The sequence below is a fragment of the Bacteroides parvus genome, assembly GCF_017309675.2.
Classification (GTDB): Bacteria; Bacteroidota; Bacteroidia; order Bacteroidales; family Bacteroidaceae; genus Bacteroides; species Bacteroides uniformis.
This window is the reverse complement of sequence record NZ_CP084680.1, coordinates 1,536,655-1,553,841: the sequence shown is the minus strand read 5'-3', so window position 1 is coordinate 1,553,841 and position 17,187 is coordinate 1,536,655. Positions and strand designations below refer to the sequence as shown.

The 17,187-nt window shown below is 45.9% G+C and carries 22 protein-coding genes; 3 read left to right on the top strand and 19 right to left on the bottom strand.

Annotated features, from left to right (window positions below; all coding sequences use genetic code 11):
* Positions 1-30 precede the first annotated feature (30 nt).
* From hutI to JXR92_RS06165, 4 genes are all read right to left on the bottom strand, one after another.
* Complete coding sequence (gene hutI, locus JXR92_RS06180) at positions 31-1,284, bottom strand: imidazolonepropionase (RefSeq protein ID WP_117966516.1); 1,254 nt, start codon at positions 1,282-1,284, stop codon at positions 31-33.
* Between the two features lie 63 nt (positions 1,285-1,347).
* A complete protein-coding gene (gene ftcD / locus JXR92_RS06175; protein WP_131225726.1) occupies positions 1,348-2,238 on the bottom strand; it encodes a glutamate formimidoyltransferase in 891 nt (296 codons plus the stop codon).
* Between the two features lie 31 nt (positions 2,239-2,269).
* On the bottom strand, positions 2,270-4,258 hold the full coding sequence (locus JXR92_RS06170; protein WP_117966510.1) for a urocanate hydratase: 1,989 nt from the start codon (positions 4,256-4,258) through the stop codon (positions 2,270-2,272).
* Positions 4,259-4,395: 137 nt separating this feature from the next.
* Positions 4,396-5,055: a lipocalin-like domain-containing protein gene (locus tag JXR92_RS06165; protein ID WP_117966508.1), complete on the bottom strand. Its 660-nt coding sequence runs from the start codon at positions 5,053-5,055 to the stop codon at positions 4,396-4,398.
* A 431-nt stretch (positions 5,056-5,486) separates the two neighbouring features.
* On the opposite strand from JXR92_RS06165, the gene JXR92_RS06160 reads away from it, so the two are divergent.
* Together JXR92_RS06160 and JXR92_RS06155 are read left to right on the top strand one after the other, a co-directional pair.
* Positions 5,487-5,765: a LysO family transporter gene (locus tag JXR92_RS06160; protein WP_005825664.1), complete on the top strand. Its 279-nt coding sequence runs from the start codon at positions 5,487-5,489 to the stop codon at positions 5,763-5,765.
* Positions 5,762-6,382 carry a LysO family transporter gene (locus JXR92_RS06155; protein ID WP_117966505.1) on the top strand — a complete coding sequence of 207 codons (621 nt, stop codon included), beginning with the start codon at positions 5,762-5,764 and terminating at the stop codon, positions 6,380-6,382. The genes JXR92_RS06160 and JXR92_RS06155 overlap by 4 nt, the downstream gene beginning before the upstream one ends.
* 206 nt (positions 6,383-6,588) lie before the next feature.
* On the opposite strand, the gene JXR92_RS06150 is transcribed toward JXR92_RS06155, so the two are convergent.
* On the bottom strand, positions 6,589-7,041 hold the full coding sequence (locus tag JXR92_RS06150) for a DUF6078 family protein (protein WP_138346237.1): 453 nt from the start codon (positions 7,039-7,041) through the stop codon (positions 6,589-6,591).
* An 11-nt stretch (positions 7,042-7,052) separates the two neighbouring features.
* Positions 7,053-7,697 carry a DUF6563 family protein gene (locus tag JXR92_RS06145; RefSeq protein ID WP_034525464.1) on the bottom strand — a complete coding sequence of 215 codons (645 nt, stop codon included), beginning with the start codon at positions 7,695-7,697 and terminating at the stop codon, positions 7,053-7,055.
* A 126-nt stretch (positions 7,698-7,823) separates the two neighbouring features.
* Between JXR92_RS06145 and JXR92_RS06140 the strand changes: the two genes are divergently transcribed.
* A complete protein-coding gene (locus tag JXR92_RS06140) occupies positions 7,824-9,722 on the top strand; it encodes a MutS family DNA mismatch repair protein (protein ID WP_138346238.1) in 1,899 nt (632 codons plus the stop codon).
* A 40-nt stretch (positions 9,723-9,762) separates the two neighbouring features.
* On the opposite strand, the gene JXR92_RS06135 is transcribed toward JXR92_RS06140, so the two are convergent.
* The 13 genes from JXR92_RS06135 to rpmD form a co-directional block, all read right to left on the bottom strand.
* Positions 9,763-10,302 carry a hypothetical protein gene (locus JXR92_RS06135; protein ID WP_005833536.1) on the bottom strand — a complete coding sequence of 180 codons (540 nt, stop codon included), beginning with the start codon at positions 10,300-10,302 and terminating at the stop codon, positions 9,763-9,765.
* A gap of 109 nt (positions 10,303-10,411) precedes the next feature.
* Positions 10,412-10,825, bottom strand: coding sequence for a hypothetical protein (locus JXR92_RS06130; protein ID WP_117601013.1), 414 nt, complete (start codon positions 10,823-10,825; stop codon positions 10,412-10,414).
* A gap of 140 nt (positions 10,826-10,965) precedes the next feature.
* Complete coding sequence (rplQ, locus tag JXR92_RS06125; protein ID WP_117601012.1) at positions 10,966-11,469, bottom strand: 50S ribosomal protein L17; 504 nt, start codon at positions 11,467-11,469, stop codon at positions 10,966-10,968.
* A gap of 3 nt (positions 11,470-11,472) precedes the next feature.
* The gene (locus JXR92_RS06120) at positions 11,473-12,465 is read right to left on the bottom strand and encodes a DNA-directed RNA polymerase subunit alpha (protein ID WP_117601011.1); all 993 of its coding nucleotides are present in this window, start codon (positions 12,463-12,465) and stop codon (positions 11,473-11,475) included.
* 11 nt (positions 12,466-12,476) lie between these two features.
* Positions 12,477-13,082: a 30S ribosomal protein S4 gene (gene rpsD, locus JXR92_RS06115; RefSeq protein ID WP_005825685.1), complete on the bottom strand. Its 606-nt coding sequence runs from the start codon at positions 13,080-13,082 to the stop codon at positions 12,477-12,479.
* 117 nt (positions 13,083-13,199) lie between these two features.
* Positions 13,200-13,589, bottom strand: coding sequence for a 30S ribosomal protein S11 (gene rpsK, locus JXR92_RS06110; protein ID WP_002558049.1), 390 nt, complete (start codon positions 13,587-13,589; stop codon positions 13,200-13,202).
* A gap of 11 nt (positions 13,590-13,600) precedes the next feature.
* The gene (rpsM, locus tag JXR92_RS06105; protein ID WP_005941839.1) at positions 13,601-13,981 is read right to left on the bottom strand and encodes a 30S ribosomal protein S13; all 381 of its coding nucleotides are present in this window, start codon (positions 13,979-13,981) and stop codon (positions 13,601-13,603) included.
* A gap of 34 nt (positions 13,982-14,015) precedes the next feature.
* Positions 14,016-14,132, bottom strand: a complete 117-nt coding sequence (gene ykgO / locus JXR92_RS06100; protein ID WP_002558051.1) for a type B 50S ribosomal protein L36 — start codon at positions 14,130-14,132, stop codon at positions 14,016-14,018.
* 9 nt (positions 14,133-14,141) lie between these two features.
* On the bottom strand, positions 14,142-14,360 hold the full coding sequence (gene infA / locus JXR92_RS06095) for a translation initiation factor IF-1 (protein WP_002558052.1): 219 nt from the start codon (positions 14,358-14,360) through the stop codon (positions 14,142-14,144).
* Positions 14,361-14,369: 9 nt separating this feature from the next.
* Positions 14,370-15,170: a type I methionyl aminopeptidase gene (gene map / locus JXR92_RS06090; protein WP_117601010.1), complete on the bottom strand. Its 801-nt coding sequence runs from the start codon at positions 15,168-15,170 to the stop codon at positions 14,370-14,372.
* A 13-nt stretch (positions 15,171-15,183) separates the two neighbouring features.
* On the bottom strand, positions 15,184-16,527 hold the full coding sequence (gene secY / locus JXR92_RS06085) for a preprotein translocase subunit SecY (protein ID WP_005825690.1): 1,344 nt from the start codon (positions 16,525-16,527) through the stop codon (positions 15,184-15,186).
* Positions 16,528-16,531: 4 nt separating this feature from the next.
* Positions 16,532-16,978, bottom strand: a complete 447-nt coding sequence (gene rplO, locus JXR92_RS06080) for a 50S ribosomal protein L15 (RefSeq protein ID WP_005825692.1) — start codon at positions 16,976-16,978, stop codon at positions 16,532-16,534.
* Positions 16,979-17,008: 30 nt separating this feature from the next.
* Positions 17,009-17,185: a 50S ribosomal protein L30 gene (gene rpmD, locus JXR92_RS06075; protein ID WP_004291222.1), complete on the bottom strand. Its 177-nt coding sequence runs from the start codon at positions 17,183-17,185 to the stop codon at positions 17,009-17,011.
* Positions 17,186-17,187 lie beyond the last annotated feature (2 nt).

Sequence of the window (17,187 nt, the reverse complement as noted above, 5' to 3'; positions counted from 1 at the left end):
TAAGGATTAAATATTAATGTTCAAGGAGCTCTAAAGTCCCGGATAAAGAACTCCGTTCTTCACGGTGGTATTGACACAATTCATCCCGACGTAATAGGGCAAAAAATGATAATTGTCCGTATCGAGGACTACAAAATCCCCTTTTTTGCCCACCTCGATACTACCAATGCTGTCCGCACGGTTCAAGGCGGCTGCACCGTTCAAGGTCAGGGCAGTGATGGCCTCTTCAACACTCATTTTCATATAAATGCACGCCAAGGCAAATGTCAGGGGGATGGAACCGGAGAAACAACTGCCCGGATTGAGGTCGGTGGCAAGAGCCACGGCACAACCGGCATCAATCATTTCGCGTCCACGGGCATAGGGTTCCTTCAAAGCAAAGGCTGTCAGCGGAAGAAGGGTCGCCACAACTTCTTTATTGGCCATGGCGCGGATGTCCGCATCCGAAGCATGCAGCAGATGGTCGGCAGAGACGGCAGAAAGTTCAGCAGCCAGTCCAGCACCACCTAATGGTACAATTTCATCGGCATGGAGTTTCAAGGCAAGTCCCATTTCCTTGGCTGCTAGCAAAAGGCGACGAGACTGTTCGATGGAGAAAACACCCTGCTCACAGAAGACATCGCAGAACTCTGCCAAATTATTATGAACCACTACGGGCATCACTTCGCGGATAATGTAGTCCACGTATTCGTCCGTCCGCCCGTTGTATTCTGCAGGCACAGCATGTGCGCCGAGAAAAGTGGAGACAACGTCTACACGCTTGTGCTCGTCATTATTAAGGCTACGCATCACCCGAAGCTGCAGGAGTTCGGTTTCCTTGTCCAGACCGTAGCCGCTCTTTCCCTCTACGGTAGTCACTCCCATAGCACTCATCTGCTTCAGAAAGCCCTCCGCCTTGCTGCGCAGCTGGATGAAATTGCATGCACGGGTAGCCTTCACCGTACTCACGATGCCTCCTCCACGTTCCATGATGGACATGTAACTCTCTCCCTTCAAACGCCAGGAGAACTCCTCGGCACGCTCGCCACCAAACACAAAATGTGTGTGTGAGTCCACAAAGCCGGGCAGCAGACACTTGCCGCGGGCATTGTAATGCCAGTAGTGCTGATAATAGCCGTCACGCTCCTCTCCACGGTTGGGACCGACGTAGGTGATGACACCGTCGGTCACTTCCACCGTAGCATTGTCGATGATGCTCAGTTGCTCCATCTCGCTGCCGCGACGGGCGGAAAAACCGAGGGGGGTCACGACACGGGCATTGAATATAATAAGGTTCTCTGTCATAAAGCCTCTCCCCTAACCCCTCCCCCGTAAGGAGGGGAATTAAGTTAGTACTATTTAATTCGGTTACATTCGTGCTTCTAAAACTTGCTCCATGGAGAAGTTCTCCAATCCCAGATAGTAGGACGCTGTATCTATCAAGGCCTCCATCGGCACCAGACCGATAATCTCACTGCCCACAATGCTGACACCGTAGCGGCGGGCTTCCACACGCACCAGTTCGAAAGCACGGTAGAGGGCGGTGCGGGTATAGTCCGTCATGTTGATGGATACCTGCGTGATGCCGCGATCTTTCAACTCCACTCCCATTGCCTTGCAATAACGCAGTCCGCCGCCGATGAAACGGATTTTCTTAGCGATGTCATGGGCTATCTCCAGACTGGGAGTATTGAGGTTGATGTTATAGGCCACCAAAGGCATGCGGGCACCGATAGCTACTGTGCCTGCGGTGGGATGACGTTCAGCCGATCCAAAGTCGGGATGCCATTCCGGTTGCTTTATCTTCTCGGCCATACCTTCGAACTCCCCTTTACGGACAGCGGCCAGATTCTCCCGATGAGGGGCAGAAGCAGACTTTTCATATAAGAAGACAGGAAGATTGTAACGTTTTGCAACCTCCTCGCCCACCTCTTTGGAGAGGGCAACAGCTTCTTCCATCGTCACATTCCGGATGGGGATAAAAGGTACTACATCTACAGCACCCATACGAGGGTGCTGTCCCTGATGGTGATTGAGATCTATCAGCTCTACCGCTACGCCGATAGCTTCGAGCACAGCATCACGAAGCGGTTCAGGCTCACCCACTACGGTCACCACGAGGCGGTTATGGTCTTCATCGTTGCTGTAATCCAACAGTTTCACACCTTGTTTGCTCCGAAAAGGAGCCACTATCTTATCTATCTTTTGCAAATCGCGCCCTTCACTGAAATTGGGGACGCATTCCATAATTCTGTCCATAATATTCTAATATGCTAATGTGAGTAATATGCTAATGAGAGAATATACACATGCTTCTAATCAAATCCTCATCCGCCACATACGGCATCGTGATATGATAGCCATCTGCATGCGTACGGTTAAACTCTTCACTCGTCTCCATGGCATGAGGGTTACGCGCCCACGAACGGCGTGCCACACCACCCATCACATCCCACAGCATGGCGGAACGCAAGATTTCGTCTACCCGCTCACTACCGTCGCACACCATGCCGAAACCGCCGTTGATGGCTTTTCCGATACCTACGCCACCTCCATTGTGCAAGGCCACCAAGCTCATGCCACGCGCACAGTTTCCGGCAAAACACTGTACCGCCATATCTGCCATGACATTACTGCCGTCCTTGATATTGGATGTTTCACGGAATGGAGAGTCTGTACCGCTGACATCGTGATGGTCGCGTCCCAACATGATGGGGCCGACCTCTCCCTTACGCACCATTTCATTGAAGCGCAAAGCTATATTCATGCGTCCCACGGCATCCTGATAGAGAATACGAGCCTGCGTGCCGACTACCAGATTGTTCTTCTCCGCATCACGAATCCAATTGTAGTTATCCAAATCTTGCCCGCGACGTGTAGGGTCGATACATTCCATCGCCGCACGGTCGGTCTTCACCAAGTCTTCATGTTTTCCACTGAGACACACCCAGCGGAACGGACCATAACCATAATCAAACAATTCCGGTCCCATAATGTCTTCCACATAGCTGGGGAAAATGAAGCCGTTCTTATCGTCCCCGTCTCGCGCAATTTCGCTCACACCGGCATCGTAGACGGCTTTCATGAAGGAGTTCCCATAATCGAAGAAGTATGTACCGTGTTCCACCAGCCTCTTTATAGCCTTGAAATGACGCTCCAAGGAAACATTCACCAGGCACCGGAACTCCGACGGATTTTCATGTAGCATACGGGTACGCTGCTCAAACGTCAGTCCGACGGGACAGTAACCGCCCTCGTAGGTGGCATGGCAGGAAGTCTGGTCAGAAAGTAAATCTATGTGCAACTGCTTCTGCACCGCATATTCCAGCAAATCGACGACATTGCCGTGATAGGCCACAGAAACCGGGCGGCACTCATCCATCGCTTTTTGAGCCAGCGAGAAGGCTTCTTCCAGAGAATCCGTAACGTGTCCCACCCAACCCTGGGTATGGCGGGTTTCGATGCGGGAAGCATCCACCTCGGCAATGATTGCCGCCGCCCCTGCCATCTCGGCAGCTTTGGGCTGCGCACCGCTCATGCCTCCCAGACCGGAAGAAACAAACAAGCGTCCGCGCAAATCACCATCCTGCGGAATGCCCAGCTTCAGACGGCCCGCATTCAGCAGCGTATTAAAGGTGCCGTGCACAATGCCCTGCGGACCGATGTACATCCAGCCTCCGGCAGTCATCTGGCCGTAGTTGGCAACGCCCATCTGCATAGCGGTGTGCCAGTCCTTCTGATTATCATAGAGCCCCACCATCAGCGCATTGGTAATGATGACACGGGGCGCTTCGGGCTTGGATTTGAACAGTCCCAACGGATGCCCGCTTTCGATAACCAGTGTCTGCTCGCGCGTCAACACTTCGAGGTACTGCTTGATGAGCCGGTATTGCATCCAGTTCTGACAGACCTGTCCCGTCTCACCATAGGTAACTAATTCATACGGATAAAGGGCGATGTCGAAACAAAGATTATTGTCAATCATCACCTGGAAGGCCTTGCCTTCAATACAGTTCCCTTTGTACTCATCGATGGGTTTCGCTTTGAGGTCGCCCTGCGGGCGGTAGCGGTAGCCATAGATACGTCCACGTGTACGCAGTTCTTCCATGAACTCCGGAGCGAGGGTTTCGTGCAGCTCTTTGGGGATGTAGCGCAAAGCGTTCTTCAATGCCGTAGCCGTCTGCGCAGGGGTAAGGGTGTAGCCACGGTCGGGTGCCCGCCGGATACCCTCGACAAAGGAAGGATAGGAAGGCAATGTTTTACTTAAGGTTATCTCCATGTCCTATAAAGATTAAGGATTTACAAAGTGTCAGCCCACGAGGGCTATATTTGCCGCAATATAGAAATAAATCCCGACATTCGCAATGGAATGCCGGGATTATTTATCTTTTAGTCAGAAACCAACAAAGAGGATTTCTATTTTAAAGCCATTTTATTGATTTTCATTATCTGATAGACACCTTCATAATCGGCGGCAAATCCGTCATCGGCTTTGCCCATATCGATTACTTCCAACTCTACGTATACCGGTTTTCCGTTTTTAACTCCTTTCGTCATATCATCATATTTTTGCATGAGTTCTCCGGTCTCATCCACAATCCAATAATCGGCAGAATCTCCTTCGGCTTTGAAGGAACGCACCTCATGGCCGATGACCAGCTCGCCTCTTACCGACAGAAGTTTCTTGGCAGGGGTAAGCACCGCAGCAGGTATTGTTTTTTGATTCAGAGCTTCATTGTTCCTGGCATATTTCAAGAGCAACTCTCCTCTTTTGAGAATCAGGCTGTCCTGCGTCAGTTTTTCTATTGTCAGCGTATCCGTGAAAGAAATATTCTGGTGATTGCCGATGCTGGTACCTGAAAGTAACAACCGGTTTCCTACTTTTTTCCATGCCTCATATTTCAAGGTGGCCATGTTAATGGAAGAGGCGCTTCCGTCCCTATCAAGAACGAAACCTTGTTGCATGCCGGGCATTCCCGGAACCGGCTCCACCCAGGAGCCTTCAATGGAGGCATTGTTGCAAGCAGCCAAAGCAACCATGCCAAGAACAGCAGTTAAATCTCTCAATCTTTTCATATCTCTTCTCTTTTTAAAACTATATTTCTAAACAAAGGAGCTCTTGTTTTTCCTCTATTCTCTTGCAAAAATAATGTTTTTACGGGAACTTCCACGCATCAAAGAATCTTTTCACGAAACAAATTATGAATATTTATTTGGAAATTATTCAAACTAGCATTACCTTTGCACCGAAATTCAAAAACGATATGAACCAGTACTTAACTACAAGATACAATACGCGCAATGCTGCATGGGGCAACAAGACCTTATGCGGCCACTTCATAGTGCACGTACATTGGTTCAGCGGATTCATTTAACTATCCTGCAATTTGCATCTTACTATTTTGCACTTCCCTTACCGAGAAAAGGAGGGAGAGATGCCGTGTATGGAGTTTCCGTTCGGAAAAACCGGACTAACCTATGTATTCACCCAAAAAAGAAAAAAACTTATGTTTACAATTATATCCATCATGTTTATAGGAATCGGTATCGGATACCTAATGCGTAATGTACAGATGTTGCAAAAAGTGGAGAAAAGCGCCTCGCTCACCATCTTACTGCTGCTCTTTGTACTCGGTGTATCCATCGGTTCCAACCGTCTGATTGTTGACAATCTGGGAAGATTCGGGTGGCAGGCCGCCGTACTGGCCTCACTGAGCATTACAGGCAGCATGCTAGCCTCACTGATGGTGTTTCACCTATTTTTTAAGAAAGGAGAGAAGAGATGAAGGGAAGTTTGATGGTTGTTGCATTTTTCTGTGCCGGCTGCCTGATGGGAGTAGCCAATGATTTTCAGTTCGACCTGCACGACTTATCCATGTATGTGCTCTATGCATTGATGTTCCAGGTGGGCATCGGCATCGGGAGCAACAAGCAATTGAAGGAGCTGGTCAAGAGTCTGCGGCCCAAAATGCTTTTGGTGCCGATGGCCACCATTGTGGGAACACTGTTGTTCTCCGCCTTCGCCAGTCTGCTGTTGAGCCAATGGAGTGTGTTCGACTGCATGGCGGTGGGTAGCGGATTTGCTTATTATTCGCTTTCCTCCATTCTGATTACGCAATTCAAGGAACCTTCCATAGGTCTGCAACTCGCCACGGAACTGGGCACCATCGCCCTGCTTGCCAATATCTTCCGTGAAATGATGGCTTTGCTGGGTGCACCGCTCATCCGGAAATATTTCGGCAAACTGGCACCTATATCGGCGGCAGGGGTCAATTCGATGGATGTACTTCTACCCTCCATCACCCAATATTCCGGAAAGGATGTGATTCCTATCGCTATATTCCACGGAATATTAATTGATATGAGTGTACCGGTATTCGTATCCTTCTTCTGCAATCTGTAAACAGCGGGCCAAAAAAGGAGGATAAGGCCTCATTGTATTCATACTTTAACAACGTGAACAACAGAGACTTCTCACTGCAAAGTGAGTGCATGCTTTTTGCAGTGCCACTGCATACCTATTTGCAGTGATACTGCAACTGCTTTGCAGCGCGACTGCAACGGGTTTGCAGTGACGCTGCAAAAGGCGTGCAATGACTTTGCAGCCGGTCACCAAGCTACCGCATACTCGTAGCGGTCGAACTTAGGCTTGGTGCTTATGCCTACTGCCTTGAATACCCGGGCTATCCGTTGCTGTTCTTCGGGAGAGATAGGGCGCTCGCCCTTGCGGCAATGATAGTAATAGCGTTCACAAGAGAAGCATCCCATCACGCGATGGCGCACGGTGAAAAGCAGCTTGGTGGGTACTTCGTTGAAAAGGTGCGTCATACCGCGGGCATAGTGCAGCTGCTCGCTGGAGCGGTAACGGGCACAAGTGGAGGACCCGGACAAGCTGCCGACATAAAAAGGATTCACCGCACGAACGGACTGTGGCTGGGGGCCTTCACTCTCGGACAACAGTTGTGCCGCTATCGCCCGCAAGCAGGAAGAGGCTTTGGGGCACTTCCCGTTACCCGCAAAGCAGTATTCGTACCCATCGGGCACGTCTTGCAATAATATCATCTTATTAATGATTAATGGTTAGTGATTAATGGACGGAGTGCACGCAGATACTTGCCGATGACCTCTGCCGACTCGCTTGTTTCTTTCTCGAATTCGGCGTGCAGTGTCGGGTATCCGGCAAGCAGTTGCATCATTCGCTCACGTCCCACGAACTCGGACTTTCCAGTTTCGGGATTCAGTTCGTAATAGACGCGGGCATGCACCAGTCCCGAAGCATTGATGGCGTCTCCCACTTCACCGCCCAATCGTGTGGCATCATCGGGAGTCATGGTACTGGTGGCTGCTTGTCCCACAGGCTGTGCACAGAAGTAAACCTTTCCGCCGAGCCACATGGCAGGTGCATACCACTGCCCGAAGCGATAACGCTTATAGCGCATCTTACGGCAATTGACATAAAGCGAGGTATCTACCCGTACAGCATAACAACGGGACTTCAAATAACGGCAAAGACCGGGATTGTCGTCTACCGTAATACGATAATCGGCACCGCCCATGAGGTAAATCTGGTTCTTTGTACGCTTCTCAATCTTCAGCGTGGTAACCGTATCGCCACGGTTCTCCACCAACTCTTTCAGATTGGAATACATTACCTGTTGCGCCGCCGCCGGCAAAACCGCCAGCAACATCAGAACGCCTGACAACCAACTCTTCTTCATATCCCAACCTCCTCTTTTCTGAAACTTTGTTTTAGTGAGCGAAAGGTACATTTTTTATCGGAAGTAGACAAAAAATCGCGGAAAAAACAATTGAAAATGTATATCTTTGCCTTAAACTTAACATGTATGAAGCAAATAAATACGATAGATAAAATCAGCGCCGTCTACCGCAACACGGCAGAAGAGGCAAGACAAGAACTGAATAAAGTACAACAGAAGATTTACCGCATCGGCAGCCTGCGCCTGCTGCTGTTTGTGGCAGGAGTAGTAGGAATTATCTATTTCTGGAGCGAGAGCTGGGGTATACTGGCCTGCATTGCCCTCATCACCCTACTGCCATTCCTATTTTTAATGAAATACCACAACCGGCTGTTTCGTCGCAAGGACTATCTGGAAAAGAAGATGGAAATCAACGAGCAGGAACTCGCCGCTCTGGATTACGATACGTCTTCTTTCGATGACGGCGAAGCATACATCGACCCCACCCATCTCTACACCTATGATTTGGATGTTTTCGGTCCGCATTCCCTTTTCCAGTACATCAACCGTACCTGCACACAGCCCGGGAAACACCGCCTCGCCCACTGGCTGGGAAAACATCTCGAGAGAAAGGAAGAAATCATCCGCCGCCAGGAAGCCGTCAGCGAACTGGCTCCGGAACTGAAATTCCGTCAGCGCTTCCGTATCCTCGGCCTGCTGTACAAAGGAAAAGCCGCCGATGAAACAGAACTGTGCCAATGGGCGGAAAGTCCGAGCATCTTCCGGAACCGAAAACTACTGCGCCTCCTGCCGGTGCTGGTGACGGGAGCCAACCTCATCTGCCTCGCACTCGTCATGGCAGGAATTCTACCCGCAAGTATCTACGGCATCATCTGGACCAGCTTCGTCATCTCCGGCTTCGGCTTCACTGGCAAAGTCACCAAGATGCAGGCCATCTATGGCAAAAAACTGCAAATCCTCTCCACCTACGCCGCCCTGCTCCACCTCATGGAAAAGCAGCCTGCACAAGTCACCCTGCTCAAAGAGATAAAACAACAGATTGGCGGAGAAAAACGGAAAGCCTCCCACTCCATCAGCAAGCTGAACAAGCTCATGGATGAACTCGACCAACGCAACAATGTCTTTATGTACGTCATTCTGAACGGCCTCTTCTTCTGGGAGCTGCGTCAAATCATGCGCATTGAAGCCTGGAAAGAGCAATATGCCGCTGAACTGCCCGGGTGGCTCGATGCCATCGGACAAATGGATGCGCTCAACTCACTGGCAACATTTGCCTATAATCATCCGGACTATATTTACCCAAAGATAGTTCAAGCGGAAAGAAAGGGGAAAGGAAACCTGAATAAAGAAGAAGAAAGCAATTCTGAAACGGAAGCACCCATCAATGCCCCTTCCTCCTTCCGTCTCCGTGCTGAAGCCCTGGGCCATCCGCTGATGAACCGTGACCGCTGTGTCCGCAATGACATCGACATGGTGAAACGACCGTTTTTCATCATCGTCACCGGCGCCAACATGGCAGGGAAAAGCACCTATCTGCGTACGGTGGGCATCAATTACCTCCTTGCCTGCATCGGCGCCCCCGTCTGTGCCCGCCAAATGGAAATATGCCCGGCCCGGCTCATCACTAGCTTGCGTACCTCGGATTCACTGAACGATAACGAGTCCTACTTCTTTGCCGAACTCAAACGTCTGAAACTCATCATAGACAAGCTGCAGGCAGGTGAGGAACTGTTCATCATCCTCGACGAAATTCTGAAAGGTACCAACTCCATGGACAAGCAGAAAGGCTCCTTTGCCCTTATCAAGCAATTCATGACTTTGCAGGCCAATGGCATCATTGCCACCCACGACCTACTGCTGGGAACACTCATCGACCTCTTCCCCGATGACATCCGCAACTATCGCTTCGAAGCAGACATTACGGACAATGAACTGACATTCTCCTACCGCTTGCGCCCAGGCATCGCCCAGAATATGAACGCCTGCTTCCTGATGAAAAAAATGGGGATTGCCGTTGCCGACTAATCCCCACCACAGTTAAAGTCAAGTCTAACGCTTTGACTGATTATGCTGTTTTACATTTCTCCAGGAAAGTAGACACTGCAACCGCATCGCTACCCGTATAGTAGCGTACGGAAGTTACCGGAGTATACGTGTAAGGCACAAACTGATACAACTGTACAGCCGCAAATTTATTGTCCTGAGAAATCATGACATCCATGCGCACATTTCCACTGCCGCTACTTTTTATTTCAGTCTCGCCATTCAGCTGTTCATTCTCAATCATATCTGTAAGTTTGCCCAAATATTTCAAATCGAAGAAAACACTGCGTTCCTTGGTCACACTGCCCGTCGGCAAATAGACCACTTCCTTCGATTTCCAAAACAGACGGAACACGCCAAGCAAGACGAATGCCGTACCCAGCACCATCAAAGCCATGCTGAGAGTGGAAGATTTATCACTCATCTCAAAAATGGATGCAAAAATAAAAACACCGACCAGCAGCATAGCTACTGAAAAGATAAGTCCTGAAACACTGGTACGCTTTACAATATCGGGATGTGAAGACGCAAAAAGAGTTGCGTCAATAGTTTGAGTTGCCATAATTATAATATGTTTTAATGAATTTATTAGAAATAGAAAATACAGTATTCCCCTGCAAAAACACATAGTCTGACCATACACAAGGGAAAAAGGAAGATTCAATAAAACACTAAATGAGAATACGCCTTAGTGTGAAAATGTAATATTCGCACACCGGCTGGCAACGATAATAGGCAGTGGCATCATAGAGTTTCTCACGATGCAGAGACAAAACAGCCGCTCGCTGGGCCAGTTTGTCAATCCAGTCCTTTAAAGAAAATATATATTCCGTGGTAGAAATACGCTGTATACGGGAGTACGTCAGCGAATGTAATTGTCCACCCATGCCCGCCAGCTCTGCATCCGGCAGATAAGGTAATTGAGGCATCGCAATATAGGCATCAGTCTGCTCATGTACGGCAATAGTATTCTCACTCACAACATTCCCCCCACTTGCCGCTTTATTTGCAAATGCATCGCTTGCAGTCTGCCATAAAGCCAATGCAAGCACCATGAATCCTATGAATCTTAAGAATTTAGCCATATCTATGTGCAAATATAACAGTTTCTACCAGGAATTTGTTTTGTGCACACATCTTTTAATGTTTCTTGGATGATTTATAGGAAAAAAAAGCCGTTCCAAACAAATTGGAACGGCTTCTATATATAAAAAGAATAGTTGAATTATTCAGCTTTAGCTTCCTCAGCAGCAGGAGCTTCGGCAACCGGTGCAGATGTTTCTGCAGCAGGAGCAGCTTCAGTAGCAGCGGCTTTCTTTGAACGGCGGGTACGAGTAGCCTTCTTGGCAACCTTTTCCTTAGCCATATTTTCGTTGTAGTCAACGAGTTCAATGAAGCACATTTCTGCGTTGTCACCCAAACGGTTACCAGTCTTGATAATACGAGTGTAACCACCCGGACGATCAGCAATCTTCACAGAGATTTCTTTAAACAGTTCAGTTACAGCATACTTGTCTTGCAAATTGCTAAATACAACACGACGGGAATTAGTCGTATCGTCTTTAGCCTTTGTAATCAAAGGCTCAACAAACTTCTTCAGAGCTTTAGCCTTTGCAACGGTCGTAGTGATTCTTTTGTGCTTAATCAAAGAACACGCCATATTAGCCAACATAGCGTTTCTATGAGAGGCAGTACGACCCAAATGGTTGAATTTCTTATTATGTCTCATTTTTTATTCTTTATCTAATTTATATTTAGAAATATCAGTTCCAAACGACAGATTCAGACTTTCCAGCAAATCATCAAGCTCGGTAAGCGATTTCTTTCCGAAGTTTCTGAATTTCAGCAAATCCGTCTTGTTGAATTGTACCAAGTCACCAAGAGTCTCTACATCTGCAGCCTTCAGACAGTTGAGGGCACGTACAGAGAGATCCATATCAACGAGCTTGGTCTTCAGCAACTGACGCATGTGCAATACTTCTTCATCAAACTCTTCATTGCCGTCAGCATCATTTGTTTCCAGCGTAATCTTCTCGTCAGAGAAAAGCATGAAGTGATAAATCAGAATCTTTGCTGCTTCTTTCAGGGCTTCTTTCGGATGAATGGAACCGTCGGTAGTAATCTCAAGTACCAGTTTCTCGTAGTCGGTCTTCTGCTCTACACGGAAGTTCTCTACCTGATACTTCACATTACGTATCGGAGTATAAATAGAATCGATAGGAATTACGTTCACATCGGTGCAATATTCGCGGTTTTCGTCAGCAGGAACATAACCACGACCTTTGTTGATCGTAATATCTATCTGCATAGTTGACTTTGAATCTAAATGACAAATAACTAATTCAGGATTTAACACTTCAAATCCAGTCAAATACTTACCTATGTCACCTGCTTTAAATTCACTTGAATTCTCGACCGTAATACTTACTTTCTCACTCTCGAATTCTTCAACTACTTGCTTGAATCTCACTTGTTTCAGATTCAAGATAATGTTAGTAACATCCTCTTTTGCCCCCGGAACACTGGAAAATTCATGCTCAACACCGTCTATCTTGATAGTAGTGATAGCAAAACCTTCCAATGAAGAAAGCAGGATGCGGCGCAGTGCATTACCCACGGTAATACCGAAACCGGGCTCCAACGGACGAAATTCGAATTTTCCGAATCTAGAGTCCGCTTCCAACATTAATACTTTATCAGGTTTTTGAAATGCTAATATCGCCATGAAATTAATTATTATTTAGAATACAATTCTACGATCAAATGCTCTTTAATGTTTTCAGGAATGTCTGCTCTTTCAGGTACATGCAGCAATTTGCCAACCTTAGAGTTATCATCCCATTCCAACCAAGGATATTTGCTATGGTTAAAACCAGCCAGTGAGTTAGCGATAACTTCCAATGATTTGGATCTTTCACGAACACCGATCACCTGACCCGGTTTTACTGCATAAGAAGGAATATTCACAACCTCACCGTCTACAGTAATGTGCTTGTGGCTCACCAACTGACGAGCAGCTGCGCGAGTAGGAGCAATACCCAAACGGAATACGATATTGTCAAGGCGACCTTCCAACAATTGGAGAAGGATTTCACCAGTAATACCTTTAGCAGTCTCAGCCTTCTCAAACAAGTTGCGGAATTGTTTTTCCAAAACGCCATAAGTATATTTAGCCTTCTGTTTCTCACGAAGTTGAACACCGTATTCAGAAGTCTTTCTCTTTCTGGAATTACCGTGCTGTCCGGGAGGATAGTTTTTCTTTGACAATACTTTATCTGCTCCAAAGATACCTTCACCGAATTTACGGGCTATTCTTGATTTTGGTCCAGTATATCTAGCCATTTCTTTTAAATATTTAATTGTTTATTCATGAACTTGGGTTTGTTGCAGCCGCGATTGCAGAGAGAAAGTTTACAATCCAATAACAAAATCAAGTCTCACTTCTATTAAAGGTAAATTTTAAACTCTACGTCTTTTCGGAGGACGACAACCATTGTGCGGAAGCGGAGTTACGTCAATGATTTCAGTAACCTCGATACCTGCACCGTGGATAGTTCTAATAGCAGACTCACGTCCGTTACCCGGGCCCTTCACATATGCTTTTACCTTTCTCAAGCCAAGATCGTATGCTATCTTAGCACAATCTTGAGCAGCCATCTGTGCTGCGTAGGGAGTGTTCTTCTTTGAACCTCTAAAACCCATCTTTCCGGCAGAAGACCAAGAAATGATCTGACCTTCGCTGTTTGCCAGAGAAACAATAATGTTGTTAAAAGATGAATGAACATGCAACTGTCCATTAGCATCAACCTTCACATTTCTCTTTTTTGCTGCAACTGTTTTTTTTGCCATATCAACAATTATTATTTAGTAGCTTTTTTCTTATTAGCAACGGTTTTCTTTCTACCCTTACGAGTACGGGCATTGTTCTTTGTGCTCTGACCTCTTACTGGAAGACCAATACGATGACGAACACCACGATAGCAACCGATATCCATTAAACGCTTAATGTTCAATTGAACTTCAGAACGAAGATCACCTTCAACCTTATACTCTGCACCAATGATCTCACGAATCTTGGCAGCCTGATCATCCGTCCAGTCTTTTACTTTCAGGTCTCTGTCAACACCTGCTTTATCCAAAATTTTTGCTGAACTACTACGACCTATACCATATACATAGGTCAACGCAATTTCACCTCTCTTGTTTTGAGGCAAATCGACACCAACTATTCTTATAGCCATATACTAAATTATTTTTTTTGCAAAAATAATAATATTATCCTTGACGTTGTTTATACTTAGGATTTTTCTTGTTAATAACATACAAACGGCCATTACGTCTAACGATCTTACACTCTGGCGTACGTTTCTTTAAGGATGCTCTTACTTTCATATCTTAATTTTATTTATATCTAAATACAATTCTTCCTTTCGATAAATCGTAAGGAGACATTTCGACTCTTACTTTATCCCCTGGCAGGATTTTGATGTAATGCATCCGCATCTTACCGGAAATATGTGCAGTAATCTCATGTCCGTTTTCTAATTCAACACGAAACATTGCATTAGACAATGCTTCAACTATAACTCCATCTTGTTCTATTGCAGATTGCTTTGCCATATTAATTTCTTAAATTGCTTTATCTCCTAATACTTCTTCAATGAACTCGAATGATGACAATATATCAGCTTCACCAGCACCGACTGCTATCGTATGTTCAAAATGAGCTGCACACTTGCGGTCTTTTGTCCTCACCGTCCAGCCATCACGCTCCATGAGTATTTGTCGGTTACCTAAAGTTATCATCGGTTCAATGGCAATGCACAAGCCTTTCTTCAGCATTGTCCCATAACCACGTTTTCCGTAATTGGGGACCTGAGGATCTTCATGCATTTCCTTGCCTATTCCGTGACCCACAAACTCACGCACCACACCATAAGAATTAGATTCGCAGTGCTGCTGTATCGCATAGCCGATATCACCCAACCGCTTGCCGTGAACGGCATTCTGTATCCCTATGTACAATGCTTCTTTAGTAACCTTCAGTAATTTGCGGACCTCTTCGTCAACTTCACCTACACAAAACGTATAAGCTGAGTCGCCACAAAAGCCATTCATGTAAGTACCACAATCAACAGACACGATATCACCGTCTTTCAATACCACATTATCTCCCGGAATACCATGTACCACTTGGTCATTTACAGATGTGCAAATAGAAGCTGGAAACGGATCGCCATATTGATTAGGAAAACCTTTAAAGGTTGGAACAGCACCATTGTCTCTGATGAACTCTTCCGCTACCCTATCCAGCTCTTTTGTTGTCACTCCGGGCCTTATAACCTTAGCTATCTCAGCCAACGTCTTTCCAACAAGCAAATTACTCCTGCGGAGCAGCTCTATTTCATCTTCTGTTTTAAGAAATATCATTCTTCAAAAAAGATTAATATGCAGCTACATTACCACTGCGGCCTTTAATACGTCCGGATTTCAGCAAACCGTCATAGTGTCTCATTAACAAATGACTTTCTACCTGCTGGAGAGTATCAAGCACCACACCCACAAGGATTAACAAAGATGTACCGCCAAAGAATTGAGCAAACTCAGCTTTCACACCGAATATGCCGGCAAATGCAGGCATAATGGCAACCAAGGCCAAGAAGAAAGAACCAGGCAAAGTAATACGTGACATAATCACGTCAATATACTCGGCAGTTTGCTTTCCTGGCTTGATACCCGGAATAAAACCATTGTTTCTCTTCATATCTTCAGCCATCTGAGTCGGATTAATAGTAATTGCAGTATAGAAATACGTAAACAATATAATCAACACTGCAAAAATCAAATTATACCAAAAGCTTGTATGATCAGTCAATGCACGTACGAAACCGCTTGCATCATTTACATTCGAGAACCCAACAAGAGTGATAGGAATAAACATGATAGCCTGAGCAAAAATGATAGGCATCACGTTAGCAGCATTCACCTTCAAAGGAATATACTGTCTAGCACCGCCATATTGCTTGTTACCCACAATCTTCTTCGCATATTGAACAGGAATCTTTCTAGTTCCCTGCACCAAAAGAATAGCGAATGCAATAACAACCAGCAACACAACAAGCTCAATCAGGAACATTACCAGACCACCAGTCTTGTCCGTCATACGGGAAATCAATTCCTGGAATAAGGACTGCGGCAGACGGGCGATGATACCAATCATGATAATCAGCGAAATACCATTACCGATACCCTTATCCGTAATTCTCTCACCAAGCCACAAAATAAACATACTTCCAGCCGCTAAAATAATGGTAGAAGTAAACATAAACAGAGTCCAATCTAATGAAGCATTTAAAGAAGGACCAGCCTGCATCTTAAGATTGAGCAAATAAGAAGGAGCCTGAACCAAAAGAATAAGAATCGTCAGATAACGAGTATATTGATTCATTTTTCTTCTACCACTCTCACCTTCGCGCTGCAATTTTTGGAAATACGGAACCGCAATACCCAGCAGCTGAATCACAATGGAGGCAGAGATGTACGGCATGATACCCAATGCAAAAATAGAAGCATTGGAAAATGCTCCTCCGGAAAACATGTTTAACAAGGCTAAAAGACCTTCGCTTGTCTGTTGATGCAATTGTGTCAGCATTGACGGATTGATCCCCGGCAAAACGACATACGAACCAAAACGGTAGATTGCCACAAACAATATGGTAATGAGGATCCGTTGTCTCAGATCCTCAATTTTCCATATATTCTTTAATGTTTCAATAGCTTTTCTCATTGAATTAGAGTTTTACTACTTGTCCACCAGCAGCTTCGATGGCAGCAACAGCAGTCTTAGAAAATGCATGTGCCTGTACATCCAACTTAGCAGTCAAAGTTCCGTTACCTAATACTTTTACCAACTGGCTTGCAGAAATGAAACCAGCAGCAATGAAGTCACTGATACCTACAGTCTGCAAGTTCTTTGCTTCAGCCAATTTCTGAATTGTATCCAAGTTGATAGCCTTATACTCTACACGATTGATATTTTTAAAGCCAAACTTAGGAACACGACGTTGAAGAGGCATCTGACCACCTTCAAAACCGATTTTCTTAGAGTATCCAGATCTTGATTTAGCTCCTTTATGACCTCTAGTAGAAGTACCTCCCAAGCCAGAACCCGGACCACGTCCAATTCTCTTTCTTGTTTTAGTAGATCCCTCTGCAGGTTTTAAATTACTTAAGTTCATATTGTAATTCGTTTTATATTCAACAAATAATTACTTAACAATGGTAACCAAGTGTTTAACCTTATCCACCATTCCAAGAATTGAAGGAGTACATTCGTGTTCAACCACACGATTCAACTTATGAAGCCCCAGTGCATCGAGAGTTCTCTTCTGATCAGCAGGAGCACCAATTCTACTTTTAACTTGTTTAATCTTTATAGTCGACATAT